Origin of the sequence: Alteromonas sp. ALT199 (genome assembly GCF_018619335.1) — a bacterium.
In the GTDB taxonomy this organism is placed as follows: Bacteria; Pseudomonadota; Gammaproteobacteria; order Enterobacterales; family Alteromonadaceae; genus Alteromonas.
Genome location: NZ_JAHHDX010000149.1, coordinates 86933 through 108590 on the forward strand (window position 1 = coordinate 86933; position 21658 = coordinate 108590).

Here is a 21658-nt window from a genome sequence, read left to right on the forward strand (position 1 = left end):
TCTTTTGCTATTTACATGCGGCTTTAAATGAACCACACTGAACAAAAATACAATAAGTGCGCACTATGTTAAAGACTATTTCTTTTTCTCAACGCCAACGACTGGCGTATATCGATTTCTGCCTTTTATTTAAAGGGGCCATTCATCGCCAAGATTTAATAAATCGTTTTGAGGTAGGGCTATCGGCTGGCTCTCGCGACTTTACGCTATACAAAGAACTTGCTCCTGATAACTTAATTTACGATCCAAGGGAAAAACGTTACTTTCAAACAGAAAACTTCGTTCCTGTTTTTGAGCATGATGCTAAACGCACCCTGGTAAAGCTTGCCAACGACATATCAGACGGATTCGATGCTATTGGCGATGTTCACTTTCCGGTGGAAAGTGCATCTTCGCTGAACGTACCTGATATTTTTGTGGTAGCGAAAGTAGTACAAGCCATAGTAAACAAAAAGGCGATGAGCGTTATTTACACATCGCTGTCTAGTGGCAGTGGCGCACGTGAACTCATACCTCACAGTATCGTTGACAACGGTCAGCGATGGCATGTGCGTGCCTTCGACAGAAAATCACAAAGCTTTCGCGATTTTGTTCTGACAAGAATTAGTAAGGTAACGGTTAAAACTGAGCCTGAAACCCACGAATGTATTGAACACGATGAAGAGTGGGGAAGGCTTATTTCACTTGAAATTGTGCCCCACCCGAAAAATATTAAATACTCTATGGCTATAGAGCTCGACTACGCCATGGAAGAAGGCGTGTTGACCTTGGAAGTACGCGCAGCCATGGCAGGGTATTTGTTAAGGCGTTGGAACGTTGACTGTACGAAGCATGCTAGTTTACGCACCGGTGAATACCAGCTTTGGCTTAGAAATCAGCAGAGTCTTGCAGACACTGATAACCTTGCCATAGCCCCAGGCTATGTTGGCGAGCAAGAGGCTTACACCGTATAGAAATCGAGTGATTGCTCTAAAATAAAGAGCTAACAAGGCCGGGCCCGCAGTAAGAGCGGGCCTTTCATCCAATGTATTTTTTAATTGTTGCTAACAGGGTGTCTTTGTCTAGCGGTTTAGGTAAAAAATCATCCATACCAGCAGCTAAGCACTCTTCTTTGTCCTCAGCAAACGCATTTGCGGTGAGTGCGATTATTGGAGTGTTAGTTTCCAGTGTCTTTCTTAAAATTATTGAAGCTTCGATACCGCCCATAACTGGCATATTGCAATCCATAAGAATAAGATCGAAGTTATGCCGTTTGCTTACTTCAACGGCATCGCGGCCATTTTTAACATGCAAAAATTTATAGCCTTCTGTTTGCAATATAGCTTTAACAATCTCGGCGTTAATTTCGTTATCTTCGGCCAGTAATATCCGTTTCTTTTTATTAAGCTCTTGAATCTCTTTGCGGCTAACAGGCTTAGTTTCAATCAACTTAGTTAAATCGTTTTCAAGTTCTCGTCGATTAACCGGCTTGGCATGAGTTCTCCATATACTTGCAAGTACTTCATTTTTGTCTTCCAGTCTTTCTAACTCAGCTGAAATCAATATTACCTTAGGAAACTTTGATGGCTTTAAACTTCGCAACTGCTGAAGTAAATCTTCGCCATTCATTTGTGGCATAGAAAGATCAAGAACAATGACATCGAAACTAAACGGGTCGTCATCTAAATATGACTGAGCACTTTCATAACTGCACGATTCAATCGACATTGACGCCACAATATGTTCAAAGTACTCGCGACTAGTTTGTAAATCATCGATGATTGCACATCTTAAGTTAGCGCTGGGTACAATATCTATGTTTGGCAGCTGGGTCTCTTTTGATGGCGTAGTGAACGTGAAAGTACTGCCTTGGTTAACGAATGAGACAACATGTATATCACCGCCCATTAAATTTGCCAGTTGCTTAGCGATGCTCAACCCTAACCCCGTGCCACCAAATTCTCGAGTAGTTGATTGATCAGCCTGTTCAAATTTATGAAAAATGTTCTCTAGCTTAGAAGGTGCTATACCTATACCCGTGTCGATGACTTCGAAAGCGAGGTAATTGCCATTTTTATGCTTATCGTATGTAACTTTTAGAGTTACGGAACCTTCGGTCGTGAACTTAATCGCATTGCTTAACAGGTTGTGTAATATTTGAGTTAACCGCGTTGTGTCGCCTTCTATGACATGAGGAAGGTCTGCATCTTTCAAATAGTGGAAGTCGAGACCCTTACGCTGGCAATGAACCCGTTGTAACGACACCACATCGTCAAGTACTTGTAGCAAATCAACAGGGGCCCTTTCCATCTTTATTTTACCTGCTTCAATCTTTGAAATGTCTAGGATGTCGTTGATTAAAACTAGGAGTTGTCGGCCAGCGGTTTTAGCCTTTTTTAAGTACAAGTTGCTTTTCTCCGGGTTATCAATTGCCAGCTCAATCATTCCAAATAAGCCATTCATAGGAGTTCGTAACTCATGGCTCATGCTAGAGAGAAAGTCTGATTTAGATTTGCTTGCTTTCTCTGCTTTCTGAGCAGCACTTTGTGCCAATTCTTTCGCGTGCTTTAGCGAATCCATGGAACGTTTCACTTGGCGTTCCATAGGGAAGAAGATTAACAGAGCTTCTAAGCTCAAGAGAGTTAGCGCCGCCAACCACAGGTACATTTCAATTGATAAAACTCTATCAACCCGCGTTGTCGCGTCCTTTTCAAATTGACCTACGACTTTGTCTAACTGCCTTAGAAGCAGGGTTACCTCTTCAATTGACATGAGGGGAAAAGCATCGCAACTTTCATTTTCTATCAGCGCTTTTGTTTCGTTAATGAAATTTCTAACCTTAGAATCGAGTTGATCTTCATTAAAATAAGTGTTGAAGGTTTGAATAGGAAGTCGCTCTAAGGAAACGAGATACGTGTGATTTTGTTCAAACTTAGCAAGGTTCTGTTTTAAATAGCGCAACTCTTGGCTGTTTCCGCATAACCCCGGCATTGCTGAAAGCATCGTTATGCGTTGGGACAACATACGCTGCTGGCCAGCAATATTAATAACTTCTGCATCTTTCTTTTGGTCTTGAATCAGTCCAGAAAGGACTAAAAAAGACAAAGTAACTAGCGATGCAGTCAAAGCTAAAGCGATGATATATCGAAAACGTATGGACATAAGGGTACGAAATACACAATGGTAATTAAAAGATAATAGATACCAAGTGGTTACGCAATGTACTGCGCTAATTAGTTAGGGTAGGTTTAGGGTTACCCGCTAAAGAGCATTTAATAGGCTATCAATTATCGAATGTTAACATCGGCTTGAGCAGAACCATTTTCATCGCGAAGCGCAATGCAACAAATAATTCATAAACTGACCAAGTAGCCCAGCTTTTATTAATTATACATTCAATAAACATATATTTTATGCAGGCTACACCAGTTGTACTGGCTTACTCTGTTCTACCTTTCAAATCCTAGTGTCAATAAAACTTCATTTTGGTGTCAATTCACTGTCACTAGACTGTCACAAATGTCCTCCAGACTTTTCGCCCGCAAAGACCGTTTATTGAGGTGAGACTTCTACTTGCCTCCACTTAAAACTTTAAAAAAAATATAAGCAAGGAACCATAATGAAAAGCGAAACTCTTCGTGGAATTAAATATTCAGCGATAGCTCTAGCTGTAACACTTGGAATGACAGCCTGTTCACTAGAGGGTGATGACGGTGAAGATGGCGTACAGGGTCCAGTTGGTGAACAAGGTCCAGTAGGCGACCAAGGCCTCGCAGGTGAGCAAGGTCCAGAAGGAGATACCGCGGGCACACTAACACGTATTGCTACGGTTCCTCTTGGCGCGGAAGTTACCGGTATTTTCTTAACTGATGAAGGTGATTTGTTTTTCAACGTACAGCATCCTTCAGGCACTAATGCTGCGACTACAAGCGTTAACGATATGCCTATCAATACAGGCACTGTAGGTGTACTTGCAGGCGCTAACTTCAATAACTTGCCTGTTACTTTGCCAAATTCTCCAGTACCTAGCTCTGACGAAGAAAAAGAGCTGGTTATTTCTGCTATCGGCCAATATCAAGTGCTAGGTCAAACGGGAGATACCTTCGATGCTGACTTACCAGAAGGCTTAGGCCATATCTACACACTTGATGGCGAAGAGTTAGTGTTAGAAAACGATATGCCTGACTTTAACGGCTTTATTTCAACTGCCGAAGGCGAAGGGTACCTCTTTTCAAACTGGGAAGAACTACCTGGCGGTATGAGCCGCATGAAAGTAGAGAAAGATGAATTCGGTATGTGGGAAGTCACAGAAGCAATGATGCTAGATTTCTCGTCAGTATGGGGTACAGCTGCTAACTGCTTCGGTTCAATGTCACCATGGGGTACGCCGCTTACATCTGAAGAGTGGGTGGTAAATTCGGCAGTAGACACAACTACGTCACCTAGTTGGAATAACCCAGAGGCTGTTTCGACAGATGCGCGTTTAGGTCGTATGTGGCAAATGACAGCACCAGATGCGCCAAACCCTTATAACTATGGCTTCATTGCAGAAGTGACAGAGCCATTGGCTGATGAGCCGGTGATTGTAAAACATTTCACTATGGGCCGTTACGAGCACGAAAACTCAACAGTAATGCCTGATGGAAAAACCGTATATCTTTCTCAAGATGACACCGGCGGCGTACTATTTAAGTTCGTTGCTGACACCGCAGAAGACTTATCAGCAGGTACGCTTTATGGCGCTAAACTTACTCAAGACGTGGGTCAAAACGACCCTGCAACAACGGGTTTTTCCGTTGAATGGGTAGAACTAGCCAGTGGCGACAATATGACTATTCGCGCATGGATAGACGAGTACAACGGCATTGGTACCGACGATTACGTAGATGGCCAAAGCTCTTACATCACAATGGCCGACGTTCAAGCATGGGCAGATGGCGATGCTACTTACCCAACGGTAGAAGAGGGCGGTTCTAGCGTAACAGCAGGGCAGCCAATGGACGACCGCGTTGCATTTTTAGAAAGTCGTGCGGCGGCCCGTCTTAAAGGCGCGACGGCAGAATGGAGAAAACTTGAAGGTATCTCTATTAACCAAAAACGCGCACAAGAAGCCGTAGAGGGTGTTGATACTATTGAAGGTGAAGTAGTAGAAAATGCGTACCTTTATATCGGCATCGCTGATATCGACAACACAATGATTGATGATGAAGGCGATATGCAGCTTTCAGCCCGCGTTAAAGATTGTGGTGGTGTTTATCGCGCCCAGCTAGAAGATGGCTACAACATTTCTCGCATCGAACCTGTAGTGATGGGCGGTACGTACCGTTCAAGCCTGACAGGTGCAGAGCGTTGTGACGTTGAGCAGCTTTCTCAACCAGATAACGTTGTAGTTATGAACGACGGCCGTATTCTTATCGGTGAAGACGGTTTCCAAGAAAACAACACGCTGTGGATGTATGAACCAGCAGATAAGTAAGTTTTCTCTTTAATTTAAAATACGCCGGGTGTTTACGCGCCCGGCTTTTTCCGTTGTGACGATTATGAAAATACTAAAAATAATTCCAGGTGCAGGCATTCTGCTTTCACTACTTATCAGTGCAGGATGCACTGAAAACACAAGTGCTGATCTAAGCAATCAATCAAATATGGACGTAAGCTCAAGTAGCTATTCTGCTGATGCGCAATCGTCTTCATCGGCTCAAGAAAACGCCGACAGTGCAAATACTTATCCGTATAAAGAAGGGGACGATATTCCCGCGCTAGCGTATATTGAGCATAATGAAGTGTATAACCCTGAATCGGTTATTCCTCCCCAGTGCTATACTAAAACCGAGGGCGTAAATAACCCTTGTTACGCATGCCACCAAAGTTACGATTCGATAGAAAAGCGCCCTAACCAAATGGGTGATGGTACTTTGCAAGGCAACTATGAATTTTCCGATGTGGGGTTAACAAATAGTTGGAAGAATTTGTTTATTGACCGTACGTCGCTTATTGCGGGTATTGACGATGCCACAATTAAAAAATATGTAGAACAAGACAACTACACCGCATCAATTCAAAACAACGCAATGCCAGAATATATGCGTATCGAAAGTCTAAGTGAAGCTGACAAGGCTTTTGACAAAGACGGTTTTGCCAAAGATGGTAGCGGGTGGATATCTTACAATTACAAACCATTCCCAAGTACCTTCTGGCCGACCAACGGGTCGACGGGCGATGCTATGATTAGGCTTCCAAGTCACTTTCAAACGCTAAATGGCAAGTACAATAAATCAGTTTATACCTTGAACCTTAGCTTAGTTGAAATGACGCTTAAAGAGCTTAATAAATTAAGCGTAGCGCCAGTAGATGAAATTGCCCTCAATGTAGACGTTAACCAAGACGGTGAACTGTCGCCATCCGTAACTGAAATTGTTCGTACCTCGCATTATTTAGGTGATGCAAGTGCGGTTCCTCTGGCCCATATGCTTTACCCTGAAGGCACTGAGTTTTTGCATACCGTACGCTACATTGGTGTGGATGATAACGGGAATATTTATAATGCGCCGCGGATGAAAGAAGTGCGCTATATGAAAAAGCATATGTTCAGAAGCCGAGAAAGCTTAGCCTCTGCCTATTATGCTGAGGCAAAGGATAAGCATTTCGAGAAACTGCCTCAAACTCGCTACTTGGGCGAAACGGGAATAGACAACGGCTTTGGTTGGACGATAAACGGCTTTATTGAAAATGATAAGGGCGAACTGCGTGCGCAACACGACCAAGAACTCGCGTTTTGTAATGGCTGTCATAAAACAGTAGGGTCAACGTTCGACCAAACATTTTCATTTGCCCGCAAACTGCCTGGCGAGGCTGGGTGGGGCTATATTGATTTGCGTGCCATTGAAGATGTGCCAAATATCAATGAAGAAAAAGGCGAATTCCTCACTTACATGGAACGTGTAGGAGGCGGTGATGAATTCCGTCAAAACGGTGAAATGTTGGCAAAGTGGTTCGATGACAAAGGCATGGTCAACATAGAAAAAGTAAAGCGCGCGAAATCAGTGTACGACATCATCACGCCTTCACCAAAGCGCGCCTATGCGTTAAACAAAGCTTACTTAACCATAGTGAAAGAGCAAAGCTATCTGTTTGGTCGCGACGCCACGCTTACTGAGGCAACCAATGTCTTAAGTACTATTGATGCCGAGCAACCGCCGCTGAAGCCTGAACATCGCTTTAAGTGGGATATGCGTCTAGATTGGCAACAAGATAAACCGAGCGCTATCGCAGAAGCGCGATAGCAAATGAGCTCATTGATATACTAGCTAAAAACTTTGCTCGCGAACTACAACGGGTTCGCGGGCACTATCTCAAATTGAATTGGCTTGTATCGAAAGTTGTTAGATTCACCGGCAGAACAAGCCGTTAACCCCACAATCATATCCATCTTAGCTTCAAATACTGTGTAATCTCCGGCTTTTGACTTTGGCGGCAAAACAGCAATTTTACCCGTACTGTCTACCTCGACATTCATAAATGTATTGAAAGTTGTGCAAACATGGTGCTCTGGAATATCAAACTCGGCAAAAGCCGCAACCAAATTACCATGACAGCCTGGCACCGGCTCTTCATTGGGGTAGAAATGTTTGAAGGTATCTACACTGCAAGGCGTTAGTAAAAAATCATGGTCTTCTACTTTATCTTCGATAATTTCAAACATGATGTTACTTTGATTTGAGTAAAGCAGACTGCCTTTTTTAAACTTAAGGCTTTCGTTGTAATCCAAGCTTCTACCCGAGGAAATGAACTCATCCTTATTATGCTCGTTGAAGGCATAAAGGTCGGCCACTTGTTCCCCTTCAGGGTCAATGACTTTAAGGCGTTCACCTTTTTTAAGAGTAAATGCTGTACCACTTCTTGGCTGTATAGTTTGTCTCATACTGTGCCTTTTATAATCTAAGAGTTAATTTTTTACTTGTTTAAAGGGGCATTCCCAGCTTTCTGAATGCTTTTTACCACTGTATTGGTAAACTTCAGAACTTTCACCATGGTTCGCAAGCAATGGGTTTTTGCTGCCGCAGTAGGCGGCATCACGCTTTCTGATATGATCTCTAAATGCGTCGAACTTCTGTTGCTTTCGAAGCAATTCAAACTGTTCGTGTAAATTAAACACAATCGCGGGATGAGAAAAACGTCGACTCTTTCTAGAGGCATTTGGGTGCAGCCCAATCACGAAAAATCCTTTCCCGCCAAGACTTAAACTGAATTGTGCACTGTGCGGATCGCTTGATACTTTGTTATCCCAACTTTTTAAGCATGCGTCTACTTCATGAAGACGTTGAAGCTTTTCCCAGAGTACTTTATCAAACTCTGTTTCGGTAATGGTATCGGGCTGTTCGAACGTTAGCACTAACGAGGAATACATATCCTGCTTCAGCATAAATGCATCCACGAACTTGTGAATTGAAACCAGAATATCAGGTTCATTACCTTCACAGCGAATATCGTCATATTGTAAAACGTGAATTTGCTTCTTGTTGAACGCCGTTTTGGCGCCAACGCAGGGGAAGTCACTTTCCCCTACAAACGACAGAAAACGGTGCGTTAGATCAGGTTTTAATAAAGACATTCCATATCTCCCTACTTAAACATTTTCGCTTATTTTTCTTAAAGGAACTAAGCGGTGCTGCTCAAGGGTTCTTGATTTTTAGCTGGCGAATGAAACGAAGTAAATTCAAATCCCGCAGAGGACGGGGTAGCCGTTAAAGCGCTCGTATCTGTGTTGCTTGGGTCATCTTCCTGCTCGGGTAACTGAATGATCTTCAATCCATTTTCTTCATAGTTTGAATCGATAAAACCTTTCTTTGCGTAAGCGGTGAGTACTTCAGTGCAAGGGTAGAAGCCCCATTTAGCGTGAAAGCGCTGCGCATTATGCACAAAGTCTAATAAGTGATTGACGGGGCATTGATAATTGGGGCGCTGTGGCGCAAAAGTGCGAGTTGGCAATTGCTCTAATGAATAGCCCAGTGCCCTGCAGTTGGTGAAAAAGTCTTCGTCGTTTAGTCCGAAACCCGCGTAGCCTTCATCGAAGCCGCCGGTTTTCTGAAAGTCTGTCTTACGAATAAAAAACACTGTAGAACAAATACTATCGTCACTAAACTTTCCATGATTAATTCCCTGATCTCTTGAAGGTATTTCGTTGTTATCTTCTTTTGGTAACGTTTCATCGTTACTTGCTAGATAACCAATTTGCTGTTCGTTTTTTGAAATATTTGAATAAGGCTTATCGCAGCGCTCATTGGGTAAAAAGACGACCGAAGTGAACACCACTGTGTTGTCTTTTAATGCCAAAAGGCCATCTTTACAAAGCGAAGGTGAGATAACCGCATCAACATTGAGGTAAACAAGGTTTTCATGCTTAGCCGACAGCATTCCCTTATTTCGCGCTTTCGCTATTGGCAGTTCTTCTTGGGTAGTGAACTTGTGCACAATATCGAATTTTTCGCTTTGAATGAGGGACAAATCAGAAGGAGGTGCCATCCATACAATAACAAGTTCATCTGGCGTTGGTGAGCATTGCTCCAACTGCGAAATCAAATTGCAAAGCTTCTCAGTTCTACTTTTAACAATAGTTACTGCACTTACTGGTGAACGCATACTCAACCTCCTTTGCTAACCTTTCTAAAGCCTTTGGCTTAAACGGTGCACCTTGCACGTTATACTTTTGTATAAAGCAAAGAGTGTTCCTAACTGCTAAGGTATTGATAAATATTGATTTACAGGTTTTTGGACGTTGATTTGATAAAAATTTAGCTTCATAACAAGCAATAGCTGCAAAGGAAGAGAAAAATTTACAAATGAAAGGTGTAAGGGCATTTATGAGTAAAGTGAAAAGTGCAGATAATTTGCAGGTTCAACGCATAAAGTAAGAAGTTTGAGTCAGTTAAGTTTGTACCCTATACCGCATACAGCCAGAAACGGTGAGGTTTCATCATTCTGCATTAGCTTGTGGCGTAAGTTTTTTATGTGGCTATCGATAGTGCGATTGCTAACGATGCGTCCGTCGACATAGCCTATGTCCATAAGTTGTTCTCTAGAAAATACATGTCCAGGCTTTTCAATAAGTGCTTTAAGCAATCTGAATTCAACCAGTGTGAGTTCTATGGTTTAGTTTCTTCGTTCACATACATAAGTGTTCAGATCCAATACTATATCCTTAAACATTAACGTTCTTTGTTTATCTTCAAGAAGTGTATTGGTTAATTGCGATCTTCTTAAAATGGCCTGAACACGCGCTACAACTTCGCGCGCAGAGTATTACTCTGCATTAATATTATTTCAGCGTTTTGAAAAAAGAGTAATAGCAATATGAATAAGACGGCAATTTTAATTGGCCTACTAAGCTTAAGTTCTGCGGATTGCTTTGCTAAAGGCGATAGAGAACACCCAAGACAACCACCACCAGAAGCAATAGAAGCATGTGAAGGAAAAGCAGGAGGCGATATAGTGTCTTTTGAAACACCGCGAGGCGACACGGTAGAAGGGAGTTGCACTTTAAAGGATGACACCCTTGTCGCTATGCCAGAGCGTCGCCCTCAAAGGTAGATAATAGCTTTACAAAGCACGGTGAAGTTTGGACGCCTTTTAAGTCGTATTTTACCGTGCATTGAGCGCGTAATAGCTTTGCGCCTGCTTTTTATTTTGATATGATCCCAAAGTAGGTTAAACATTACATTTCAATAGTTTAAATATTCCTACAATTATTACTTAACACGTTCTCCTTTGAGTAAAATCGACTTATTGCTATAGAGCTTTACTCATTTAAAGTGTAGGTAAATCTTCAGCCTTACTTATAACGTATTAATTTCTGTATTTCGTATATTTTCTTTGGTGGACAAAGGCTGTGGGATCACAATCGTCTGTAGTAATTCGAAACTATGACAAACAATCATTAAAAGTGGTAGATGTTATATCAGGTATCTCGCCAAATGCTATGCGCAGAGTGTTTGGAGGCTGGATATTTTTCGCTGCTGTTGTAGGTGTTATTGTTAGTGTGGCGCCAGATTTAAGTACTCAGTTTATTGGGCTGACACTTTTTGTGCTTGTTGCTTTTACACTTATTATGTTTGGCCAAAGCAGAATAACCGAAGGCTGGCCAGCTATAATCTGTGACAACAGCTACATAGGTGTAGTGCGTGACCCGGTGAAACGAGAATACATTTGCGTAAATTCTGCATTAATCAAAGATGCAAAACCGACACTCATTAAACCAAATAAAAAAGCCATTGAAATTATATTAGATAGCGAACAGCTGTCAGCACAAGATCAAGAGCTACTTAATCAAGCGGTTTGGCCACGGGACAATAGTCTTATAGGCTTAGCGCTTTCAAAAAGCGTGAAGAGGCTTGTGACAGCCTCATGTGGTGTGTGAAACACCGTAGCTCTCACTAAGATTTACAAATTAGCGTTGGCCTTTAATCCTTTTCATTGATTAACGCAAGCTCGGTATAGAGGGGGTAATGATCCGAACCAATTCCCTCAAGTTTCTCGATGTTAACTAATGCGAAATGTTCTGAATGGAATACGTGGTCTAATGGCCATTTCACTAAGGGATACTTTGCGTGAAATGTATTGAAAAAACCTCGCCCTTCTCTTGGATCTAACAGCCCGCTCAACTTCTTGAATTTACGTGTTGTGGGAGACCAAGCTACATCATTAAGGTCGCCAGCAACGATGATTGGCCCTTCTATTTTAGATATTTCCTTCCCTACCACAGTAAGTTCGATATCTCTGGGTTTCGCATAGGTATTTTCAGTTGGGCTAGGGGGTTTGGGGTGAAGAAAATAAAGGGTGACATCTTGTCCATGGAGATTGATTTTCAACTTTATAGAGGGAACATCATCTTCAATTAGAAACCGCAATGAAACCTCTTCGAAGGGAATTTTACTGTAAAGGTGCATGCCATACAGGTTTTCCAGCGGGCAAAATTTACGATGAGGATATTCTGATTCTATTTCACTGATACCTTCTTGCCACTTCTCATTTGATTCCAGCGTTACAAGAAAATCGGGTTGTTTGTTGCGTACATGCTCAATGAGTTTACGAAAGTCGTTGTTAGGCATATAAACATTGCTAGATAGGACACTTAGATTGTGCCCTGAACTTTCAACTCGTTTTACCTCACGTTTATAAAAGGGTGTGTAGGGAATGATCCAGATGACCTGGTAAATTAAGCTTATCGATAATCCAGCTACAATAACTAGTGCAAGGCTGTCCATTTGCGCGTAATAGGTCAAATTGAAAATGTGTCCAGCGATCAAAAGGGAAATAATTGCTGCTATTTGTAGTCGTGGAAATTCCCACACTCTTACCAACCAGTGAGAGGAGGGGAGCAAAGGGGCCCAGCTGATGGCTATAAATAAGACTGAAACAGCAGTAAGTGCAGTGTCCATGTCTAAATGGTCCTTGATATTGATTAACGAAAAAAGCACGTCGCTCGAAACTGTGGCACTTGAATGGGTTGCCAATGGCCGAGTTCAATGAAGCAAAAATAATCGTTATAGTTACGGCGTTTTTCTAAATTAAGTTTAACCCGAGTCTCTTTGTTAGCTAAATGAGGATTAAGAGGTGTGGAATTTTATGTCATGTATCCTTAATCACTTTTCGAAGAATTAATAGAACATGTCTGTCTTGAAAAGGCTAAGTAAAAAATTCTCAAGTAAAAGCAAACTTTGCAAAGTAATGCATGTTGGCACTCTACATTTTTTAAATATATTCATGCTTATCAATTGCTTATATTGTTGGCAAGGATTTAGCAATACTACCTTCGAGTTTCGACAAAGGAGAAATGTTATGAAACGTTCAATTATTTCTATGATTGTTGCTACAACTTTGACTACAGCTGCATATGCAGGTGATATGGACACAGACAACACAGACAATAAATGGGAAAAAGGTGCCAAAGACGCATGGATTGACGGCAAAGCAGAAGCTACGCTGTTGTTCAATGGCAACCTAGATTCATTCGACATTAACACTGATGTTAACGACGGTAGTGTCGTTCTAACAGGTAAAGTAGAAAACTCTGTTGATAAAAAATTAGCTGAAGAGCTTGTAGCAAACATTGACGGCGTAACTTCTGTAGACAATAAGCTTACCGTTGTTGCTGATAACGATATGCACAAAGAGATGTCTGACGATATGGAAGACACTGTAGATGAAGGCACTAGTGAATTAACTGACGCCAAGATTGCTACAGTAATTAAGACTCGCCTTTTAATGGATACTGATATTTCAGGTTTTGATATTGATGTTGACGTAGAAAATGGTGTAGTGACGCTAACTGGCGAAGTTGACTCGGACGCTGAACGCGACCTAGCAGTGGAAATTGCTAAAAATGCATCTGACGTGAAAGATGTAGAAAGTGACCTTCGCGTAGTTACTGAAACTGCGATGAACTAAACGTCTTTTCTACCAAGAAAACCAAAAGGGGCATTCGCCCCTTTTTTGTTGTCTTATTTAAACTGCCCAAATTAATATATAGCCGATTTGTTAATGTTTCCATTCTTCATTTAAAAGAGTGAATTCATTGTTTTCAAATTTGATTTCTTTACGAGACTCAGTGCCATCATCAAAGACGAAATAAAACTCATATATAACAATGTCAGTTCCAAATTGTTTACTTTCTATAATACGTTTTACTTGTTCATGGTTTTCTTGCTTTTGAATAAGTAATTTTGCCGGTGAGGGTAAATCCTCCATACTCAAATCGCGCTGTATCTCGACAATTTTCCATAGTTCACTGTCTTGCAGCATATCAAACTCTAAATCGTTACCGTCAGCATCTTTGCCTTCCACATCAAGATAGATGTGATCGTGTTTGTACTCTTTTTCAACCTCTTGAACCGTGAAGTTGGGAGCGACCTTTTTAATAGCTGCTAAAGCAGAAGAAGGAATTCGGTCAATGGGAATTACTTCTTTCTTGTTCAGTGTAGCGCCAACCTTAACGTTTTTCGCGTTGGCAGTTGGTCTTTGTGAAACAAGGTGAGACATAAAGCTCTCTGTGGGTTTGCTACTTTCTTCAACGGTGAGCTTAGAAAAAGCAACCTGTACATAGTCACCATTTTTCTTATCTTCTTCCCAGTTACCAGTACCCATACATGCGGCATACCAAAAACCGTCATCATCTTTTGTACTGCATTGATTATAAGCCCCAGCTTTAAAATAGTTCCAATCAAGTGTGTAACCGTAGGGGTGGTCGTACTCATCTAGCTCACCATATGCGTTTACCCCATTTGCAAGGTTAATTGCGTAGTTCACGGTTTTATGACCCTCTGAGGTAAAGCTCAAATACATGACATCGCCGTGCACGTTCACTTCATAACTAAAACTCTCGTTCAGTTGAATTCCTTCGCTGCCTGGATCTTCAGGGTTTTTCCACAAATTTCCCCAAACCGGATAGGCAATATCAGTGCGATTTTTATCATTTTTGGGCAAGTTGCGCTCGTAAGTCCAGAATACGGACCCTGTTTCATGCTGTGGCCACTTTTTATAATAAATCTTGAGTGGTTCATTACCCCAACCAAACCCTTTGACCTTTTTCTTCCATTTACTGGCGTGTATTTGGCCAACTACCACTGAAAAAGCGGGCGCTTTGTCGGGATATTTAGCTCTGGTAGCAACGTGCTGCACTTTAAGTGTGGCGTTTAATTTTCCGCCTATTTGCGCAAAGCGGTCTGAAATAGGGTTGCTAGCTACAGTAAAGTTATTCTTGGGGGAGTGAGTTTTTATGCTCGTGTTAGAACCACGAAGCATGTGGCGAAGTTCGCTACGGGTATTAGATGAATTTTGAGTGGTTAACGCTTTATTGGGCGCAGCAAATACCATATTGCCTTCATCGTCTACATAGAAAAAATCTTTGTGCTCAAAGCTTTGAATATCCTTAACGGAGATTTCGTCAACTTTCCCATTGGTGTCCTTATCTGTAGGGATTGTGATTTTCCATTCACTTAAATCAAATTTTTTCGCGGGGATTGTTTCGGCGCCTGTTTGAGCAGCAATGAACATCAACGGAAGTGCAGCAAAGGCAGACTTAGATAATGTATTTACTAAAATCTTAAGGGAGGAAACAGCTGTAGGTCTTGGTTTTATTCTATACATTTAAACCTCTTTATAGACAATCGTTTACTTATTCATTTAATACTTAAGTATCCTGTATTGGTAAGTCCACTTGTCTGCATATTTTTTAAAATGTAATGCCAATTTATCATCCATGTAAACCAATTGCAAAATGTTATAAAGGCGTTAAATTCAGGCGTCTCACTAGTATCTATAAAAATTCAGTGGTGTTTAGGACTCAATTTTTGCTGCTTTTTTATACCAAAGTCTAGGGTTCTTTTAGTCTTTGTGCCGAGAAGTAAACTTTTTGGTAATACCAAGGATAAGATAGTTTTTATATTATTATTGCGTTGTTGATTTGAGGGCTATGAAGTCAATTTTCTTCTTTAATTTTTAGGTTAGAAGAGTAAAGAGCTCCAAATTAAAAGACGAAAGGAAAGACAGGGAAAATTTTCTCTTGAAGTGTGTAGAAAGTTCTATCTATACATTTCTGCTGTAGCGTTTATGTTTCGTATCTTCCTGATAAATATAGTAAATATTGCTTGGTGTGATAGTTGCTTATGTAAGTAACAAGAGCGGTTAGTTTTAGCGAGTTATTCGGTTACTTTGTTGGTTGGGCGTCACGTTATTGTGAACCTAACGATTTAAAGTAGAGAAAACTCTCTTTCTAAGATTAATTTTGCAGTCAGATCAATGAGCAGTTCAAATTGTTCAAGGAGTGAGGCATGAACTTTTTAAAGTGGTTTTATTCAGGTGTTGTTGTTACAGCCGTAATAGTAATAATTGGTGTTGTTGGACAAGGTAATCTCTTCGTTAGCCAAGCCACCGCTGACGATGTTCAGCGCCCCGTGCACGCAGACATTGTAAAGGTTGAGCACAAGTTTTCTTTAGTCGAATTTGATTTATCTAGAAAGGCACACCTACTTAGAAAGACGCGATTAGATTTTTACATCGCGCAAGCAAAACAAGCTGATTTGAGAGGCTGGAAATTCAAGCGAGATGAGTTTGTTGAACGCGTAGAGAATATTATAAGTCACCATCTCACGCAGCATGCAAGCGATACTGCGAAAGATGCTGAGCTGTACACAGCACAAGCAATTTAGGCGAGATTGATAGATTCTAAGCGCCCCTCATTAAATGCGAAGGGCGTTTTTCGTTTCATCGCGAATGGTATCTATTCGATTAGCGTTGATATGTAAGTTTTTACTACTTCTGCTACAAATGCTTGGCAATCTTTAGCTGTCGACGGGTCATATTCACCGTGATTAGTAATATTGTTAGACAGAACACGAATACCTAAAAAAGGAACCTGATAGGCGTGAGCAACTTGCGCTGCAGACGCTGTTTCCATTTCTTCTACACTTGTTCCCATATTTTTGTGAAGCCAAGCTATTCGGTCAAGTTCGTTGTTCCAGAAATTTCCACTACCTATTGTTCCGGTTACTACTTTTCCCCGTTTATATTGAGCCGATAAAGACGATGCAAGGGCAATTAGTTGCTTGTCGCCCAAATAAAATCGTAATTTCTCAGCATCTTTTGCACTACTTCCTTCACCTGCGCTTTCCTCTGACGCCATAAGGTCCATAGGTAACCATTGCAAAGGCCGAGAGCCTTGCCCAAGTTTTAATTTAGGTGTTTTAAAATTTGATGCGTTGATACTACGCAGGCCTAGGACGATGTCGCCAACATTAAGAGAAGGATCGTGCCCACCTGATGTGCCTTGATTTATGATAAGACGAGGACGGTATCGTTCTATACCTATCGCCGTAGCCGCCGCAGTGTTTTCTAAACCCTTACCGGTTTTGGCAACAACAACGGGATACCCGTTTAAGGTACCTTTGTAAAATACTGCATTACCTGAATACTCAACGGTAACCTTGGTTAAAAGCGCTGCAAAATACTCAGCTTCGATTGGCATTGGCCCTTGAATCATTATGGGCTGCAACGGTGCACTTTGTGAGCTTACTTCTACACTCTTCATCCCATGCATTTGTTGTGAAGTTGCATACGCGCTATGGCTAAAGAGTGCCAGCAGTACAAGAGCAGTTAAGCAACGAGTGCTTTGTTTATAAAGGTGTTGCATGTTATTCCTTATTTTCTGTCCTAAGGCTTAGGTAAAGTTATGTTAAAACAAAACTCAATAGCGTTGTGATTAATACATTGCGCGGGACAGACGTGGACTTCTTATTATTAATGTTATCTTAAATTTTACTAAGCCAGAATAGGGGCAAAAAAAAGCGAAGCATTTGCTTCGCTTTAGGATTAAATTTTCGCTTATTCGACTTCTACAATTTTGAGCGTGTTAGTTGCGCCAACTTTTTCCATTTCATCGCCGTAGGTTAAGATGATACTGTCACCGCTTTTCACTAAACCTTTTTCTTTAAGCGAGGCAATAACATCGTACTTTAATTTGCCTGGTTCGCTATTAGATGAGTCAAAGAATACCGGTTTTACACCGCGGCAAAGCGCCATAGTGTTAAGTGTCGAATCGTGACGAGACATCGCAATAATTGGCAGTGAAGTTGTAATGCGTGACATTAATGTTGGCGTAGTTCCGCTTTCTGTCAAACCTACAATCGCTTTAACACTTGATAAGTGGTTAGCAGCGTATACTGCAGATAGAGCAATTGACTCGCTCGTTGATGAGAACTGCTGGTCCATGCGATGCTTAGAGATTTTGACGCTAGGGTGGGTTTCCGCACCTTCACAAACACGAGCCATCGCGGCTACAGTTTCAATAGGGAAGTTACCCGCAGCGGTTTCCGCTGAAAGCATAACCGCATCGGTGCCATCTAGAACAGCGTTTGCAACGTCCATAACTTCAGCACGTGTTGGCATCGGGCTATCGATCATCGACTCCATCATTTGGGTTGCAGTAATAACAACTTTGTTCAGTTGACGCGAGCGGGCGATAAGTTTTTTCTGAACGCCAACAAGTTCTGCATCACCAATTTCTACACCCAAGTCACCGCGAGCTACCATTACAGCATCGGATGCAGAGATAATATCGTCCATGGCTTCATCAGAAGCTACGGTTTCAGCGCGCTCTACCTTTGCACAAATCTTGGCGTAGCAGCCTGCTGCTTCCGCAAGTTCTCTTGCGTAGTTTAAATCTGCGCCGCTTCTTGGGAATGAAACCGCAAGGTAATCAACACCTATTTTTGCCGCAGTTTTAATGTCTTCTTTGTCTTTTTCGGTAAGCGCATCGGCAGAAAGACCACCGCCTTGGCGGTTAATACCTTTATTGTTTGAAAGTTTACCACCAACGGTTACTTCAGTAACAACTTTGCGTCCATCGACACCCGTTACGCGAAGTTGGATACGACCATCGTCAAGAAGAAGAATATCGCCAGCAGTTACATCATCAGGAAGGGCTTTGTAATCAATGCCGACTTGATTAATATCGCCTTCATCGCGACCAAGCTCTGCGTCTAAGATGAACTTAGCACCGATATCTAGATGAACAGCACCCTCGGCAAAACGGGCAACACGAATCTTAGGACCTTGTAGATCGCCTAAGATAGCTACGTATTTGCCTAAGTTCTTTGCTGCCTCGCGAACGCGTTTCGCTCGCTCAATGTGATCTTCAGCCTGCCCATGAGAAAAGTTCATGCGCACAGTATTAGCGCCAGCAGCAATTAGTGCCTGAATTTTTTCAAGTGAGTCTGTTGAAGGACCTAGGGTGGCAAGGATTTTCGTTCTTCTGGTCATGTGATTCCGTCGCTGTTTCTAAGTTAGAAAAGACAAAGAGTAATAGGCGGTGCTCACTATATGCACGCCTGTAATCGCTTTACGTAATTTTATTACAGAATAATAGTTTAATTTGACAAAAATGTGAATGAAATAAACAAAAACGCCCAACTGGCTCGACCAGTTAAGCGCTTTTCTGGATTCATTAGCCGTTAATTGCTACGGCGGCAAATCTTACAATGATCAATGTAGCGGTGAGTTAATCGCCACGTTTTTCGTATCTTGAACCACGCAGTGTATCTTTAACGCGCTTTAGATTTTCTCTGAACTTATTACCGCGGCGCAAGGTAAAACCAGTCGCCAAAACATCAATAAGAGTAAGCTGCGCTATCCTAGAAGCCATAGGCATATACATATCAGTATCTTCAGGTACTTCTAATGACAGCACGTAGCTACATTCTTGGGCTAATGGACTTTCTGCTGACGTAATACCCACAACTGTTGCATCGTTCATTCGAGCGATTTGGGCTATCTCAACAAGACTCTTAGTGCGGCCAGTGTGACTGATAAGCACAACAACGTCGCCGGCAGAGCAATTCATACAGCTCATGCGCTGCATAAGAATATCTTCAAAATACACAACAGGTACATTGAATCGGAAAAACTTATTAAGTGCATCATGAGCAACGGATGCCGATGCACCTAAACCGAAAAAAGAAATTTTTTGTGCTTGGGTGAGTAGGTCAACTACGCGATTGACCACATTGACATTAACCGATTGACGAGCAACTTCGAGCGATGCCATGGTCGACTCGAAAATCTTGTTAGTGTATTCGTCAGGACTGTCGTTTTCATCTACGTGGCGATTAACGTACGGCGTGCCGTTAGCTAGACTTTGCGCCAAATGAAGCTTGAAGTCTGGAAAGCCTTTCGTGTCGAGTCTTCGACAGAATCTGTTAACAGTAGGCTCACTAACATCCGACATTTTAGCGAGGGTTGCTATACTCGAATGAATGGCCGTTTGAGGGTTAGCTAGAATAACTTCAGCCACCTTTTTCTCAGATTTACTGAATGCCGCTTGGTTTTGTGTGATTTTTTCTAAAATGTTCATAGAGTTATAGCAATTAATTAGCACAAATTATTGTAAGGTACATCTGTAATAGTACCCAATGTGACGTCTGTGACAAGAAAAATGTAATTTTTTGACAAAATTTGTTATTTCAAACAGGTTAAATCAGGGTAAACTGAGGGAAATAGTAAAGATTCAGATCCTATAGTTGGTTCAAGTTGTAATTTTACTACATTTGGTGTTAACTATACGGTAAAAATAGTCGTTAGTGTTGTAAATAACTGTACAATACGCCGCGCACACATACATTTAAAAGGTCGACGAATATGGTATTGGATAATTCCTACGAGCCCTGTGATTTTGTACTTTTTGGTACGCTGGGAGATCTTTCACGACGCAAGTTATTGCCTTCTTTATATCAACTTGAAAAAGCAAATCTGATGCACCCAGACACCACTATTGTCGGGGTGGCGCGTCAAGAAATGGAACTAGAAGCTTACATAGAAGAAGTTCACGCTAATCTTATAAAGTTTGGTGAAAAGGACTTATGTGAAGCTACATGGGAAAAAATGAAAGCGCGTTTGCATTACGCATGCGTAGACATGAAAGATGTCGATAGTTATTGCGTACTTGACGACCACGTTGACCCAACTCGTACAATGGTGTGTTATTTAGCAACACCGCCTGCTATTTATGGCGACATTTGCCGAGGCCTGCATAGCTGCAAAATTATCGATTCAAGCGTTCGCGTAGTGCTTGAAAAGCCAATCGGTCACGATTTGGAATCGTCAAAAGTTATCAACGAACAAGTTGCTGAATACTTCGACGAAAAGCAAATATATCGTATTGACCATTATCTTGGTAAAGAAACGGTTCTTAACTTGGTATCGCTTCGTTTTGCCAACTCTATTTTTGCTACTAACTGGGATCACAACTGTATTGACCATGTTCAAATTTCAGTTGCTGAGTCAGTAGGTATTGAAGGACGTTGGGGTTATTTCGACGACGCAGGGCAAATGCGTGACATGGTGCAAAATCACCTGTTACAAATCCTAAGTTTGGTCGCGATGGAACCGCCAACAACCCTAGATGCCGATAGCATTCGTGATGAAAAGCTTAAAGTGCTTAAAGCGCTTCGCCCCATCAACTCGTTTAATATCAACGAAAGCACGGTACGCGGTCAGTACACGTCTGGTTTTGTTAAAGGTGAAGAAGTACCTGGGTATCTTGAAGAAGAAGGTGCCAATACGCAGAGCAAAACTGAAACCTTTATCGCGATTAAAGCGGAAATTGATAACTGGCGTTGGGCCGGCGTGCCATTCTACCTGCGCACAGGTAAGCGCATGCCAACTAAGGTGAGTGAAGTTGTTATCTACTTCAAGCGCCAGCCGCACAACCTGTTCGGTGATAGCTTCAAGAATCTTCCGCCAAACAAGCTAGTTATTCGTCTACAGCCTGATGAAGGTGTAGAAATAACTGTAATGAATAAAGTTCCAGGGTTAACTAGCTCAGGCTCGATGGACCTACAAAAATCTAAGCTTAACTTAAGCTTCTCTGAAGCGTTTGCTGACGAGCGTATTCCTGACGCGTACGAAAAGCTACTTCTCGAAGTCATGCTGGGTAATCAGGCGCTATTCGTTCGCCGTGACGAAATTGAACAAGCCTGGACATGGGTTGATTCAATTCTTGAAGCGTGGAAGCAATCGAGCGAGCCACCTGAGCCGTACCAAGCAGGTACATGGGGCCCGGTAGACTCTATAGGTCTTCTAGCCCGTGAAAATCGCAGTTGGTACGAAAGCAAAACAGGGAAGAAAAAGTAAT

Annotated in this window: 17 protein-coding genes and 1 pseudogene; 8 read left to right on the plus strand and 10 right to left on the minus strand. The window is 41.9% G+C overall.

What is annotated here, in order from left to right; all coding sequences use genetic code 11:
* The first annotated feature begins 65 nt into the window (after positions 1–65).
* A complete protein-coding gene (locus tag KL866_RS16635) occupies positions 66–953 on the plus strand; it encodes a WYL domain-containing protein (protein ID WP_025255602.1) in 888 nt (295 codons plus the stop codon).
* Between the two features lie 64 nt (positions 954–1017).
* Here the strand turns inward: KL866_RS16635 and KL866_RS16640 are convergent, their stop codons facing one another.
* Positions 1018–3141 carry a response regulator gene (locus tag KL866_RS16640; RefSeq protein WP_025255601.1) on the minus strand — a complete coding sequence of 708 codons (2124 nt, stop codon included), beginning with the start codon at positions 3139–3141 and terminating at the stop codon, positions 1018–1020.
* Between the two features lie 457 nt (positions 3142–3598).
* On the opposite strand from KL866_RS16640, the gene KL866_RS16645 reads away from it, so the two are divergent.
* Both KL866_RS16645 and KL866_RS16650 read left to right on the plus strand, forming a co-directional pair.
* A complete protein-coding gene (locus tag KL866_RS16645; RefSeq protein WP_214996106.1) occupies positions 3599–5455 on the plus strand; it encodes an alkaline phosphatase PhoX in 1857 nt (618 codons plus the stop codon).
* Between the two features lie 64 nt (positions 5456–5519).
* Positions 5520–7262 (plus strand): hypothetical protein, encoded by a 1743-nt coding sequence (locus KL866_RS16650; protein ID WP_025255599.1) that lies wholly within the window; start codon positions 5520–5522, stop codon positions 7260–7262.
* Positions 7263–7306: 44 nt separating this feature from the next.
* Here the strand turns inward: KL866_RS16650 and KL866_RS16655 are convergent, their stop codons facing one another.
* From KL866_RS16655 to KL866_RS16670, 4 genes are all read right to left on the minus strand, one after another.
* A complete protein-coding gene (locus tag KL866_RS16655; RefSeq protein ID WP_025255598.1) occupies positions 7307–7900 on the minus strand; it encodes a DUF1989 domain-containing protein in 594 nt (197 codons plus the stop codon).
* A 24-nt stretch (positions 7901–7924) separates the two neighbouring features.
* Positions 7925–8590 (minus strand): guanitoxin biosynthesis heme-dependent pre-guanitoxin N-hydroxylase GntA, encoded by a 666-nt coding sequence (gene gntA / locus KL866_RS16660; RefSeq protein WP_025255597.1) that lies wholly within the window; start codon positions 8588–8590, stop codon positions 7925–7927.
* 47 nt (positions 8591–8637) lie between these two features.
* Positions 8638–9618 carry a glycosyltransferase family 2 protein gene (locus tag KL866_RS16665; RefSeq protein ID WP_025255596.1) on the minus strand — a complete coding sequence of 327 codons (981 nt, stop codon included), beginning with the start codon at positions 9616–9618 and terminating at the stop codon, positions 8638–8640.
* A gap of 282 nt (positions 9619–9900) precedes the next feature.
* On the minus strand, positions 9901–10125 hold the full coding sequence (locus KL866_RS16670; RefSeq protein ID WP_081765839.1) for a winged helix-turn-helix domain-containing protein: 225 nt from the start codon (positions 10123–10125) through the stop codon (positions 9901–9903).
* A gap of 204 nt (positions 10126–10329) precedes the next feature.
* Between KL866_RS16670 and KL866_RS16675 the strand changes: the two genes are divergently transcribed.
* Together KL866_RS16675 and KL866_RS16680 are read left to right on the plus strand one after the other, a co-directional pair.
* Positions 10330–10566, plus strand: a complete 237-nt coding sequence (locus KL866_RS16675) for a hypothetical protein (RefSeq protein WP_025255594.1) — start codon at positions 10330–10332, stop codon at positions 10564–10566.
* 298 nt (positions 10567–10864) lie between these two features.
* Positions 10865–11392: a hypothetical protein gene (locus KL866_RS16680; RefSeq protein WP_251140118.1), complete on the plus strand. Its 528-nt coding sequence runs from the start codon at positions 10865–10867 to the stop codon at positions 11390–11392.
* A 43-nt stretch (positions 11393–11435) separates the two neighbouring features.
* On the opposite strand, the gene KL866_RS16685 is transcribed toward KL866_RS16680, so the two are convergent.
* Positions 11436–12413 (minus strand): endonuclease/exonuclease/phosphatase family protein, encoded by a 978-nt coding sequence (locus KL866_RS16685; protein ID WP_025255592.1) that lies wholly within the window; start codon positions 12411–12413, stop codon positions 11436–11438.
* A 400-nt stretch (positions 12414–12813) separates the two neighbouring features.
* Here KL866_RS16685 and KL866_RS16690 point away from each other — a divergent pair, with 400 nt between their 5' ends.
* Positions 12814–13422: a BON domain-containing protein gene (locus KL866_RS16690; protein WP_025255591.1), complete on the plus strand. Its 609-nt coding sequence runs from the start codon at positions 12814–12816 to the stop codon at positions 13420–13422.
* 603 nt (positions 13423–14025) lie between these two features.
* On the opposite strand, the pseudogene KL866_RS16695 reads toward KL866_RS16690, so the two are convergent.
* Positions 14026–15027, minus strand: a pseudogene (locus tag KL866_RS16695) (polysaccharide lyase family 7 protein); the annotation flags it as partial.
* 776 nt (positions 15028–15803) lie between these two features.
* Here KL866_RS16695 and KL866_RS16700 point away from each other — a divergent pair.
* Positions 15804–16181: a hypothetical protein gene (locus KL866_RS16700; protein WP_025255589.1), complete on the plus strand. Its 378-nt coding sequence runs from the start codon at positions 15804–15806 to the stop codon at positions 16179–16181.
* Between the two features lie 71 nt (positions 16182–16252).
* On the opposite strand, the gene KL866_RS16705 is transcribed toward KL866_RS16700, so the two are convergent.
* The 3 genes from KL866_RS16705 to KL866_RS16715 form a co-directional block, all read right to left on the minus strand.
* The gene (locus KL866_RS16705) at positions 16253–17161 is read right to left on the minus strand and encodes a 5'-methylthioadenosine/S-adenosylhomocysteine nucleosidase (protein ID WP_025255588.1); all 909 of its coding nucleotides are present in this window, start codon (positions 17159–17161) and stop codon (positions 16253–16255) included.
* 191 nt (positions 17162–17352) lie between these two features.
* Positions 17353–18789: a pyruvate kinase gene (gene pyk / locus KL866_RS16710; protein WP_025255587.1), complete on the minus strand. Its 1437-nt coding sequence runs from the start codon at positions 18787–18789 to the stop codon at positions 17353–17355.
* Positions 18790–19027: 238 nt separating this feature from the next.
* Entirely contained in the window at positions 19028–19879 is an 852-nt protein-coding gene (locus tag KL866_RS16715; protein ID WP_025255586.1) for a MurR/RpiR family transcriptional regulator, read from the minus strand.
* 284 nt (positions 19880–20163) lie between these two features.
* Here KL866_RS16715 and zwf point away from each other — a divergent pair, with 284 nt between their 5' ends.
* Positions 20164–21657, plus strand: coding sequence for a glucose-6-phosphate dehydrogenase (gene zwf, locus KL866_RS16720; RefSeq protein WP_025255585.1), 1494 nt, complete (start codon positions 20164–20166; stop codon positions 21655–21657).
* Position 21658: the final 1 nt, after the last annotated feature.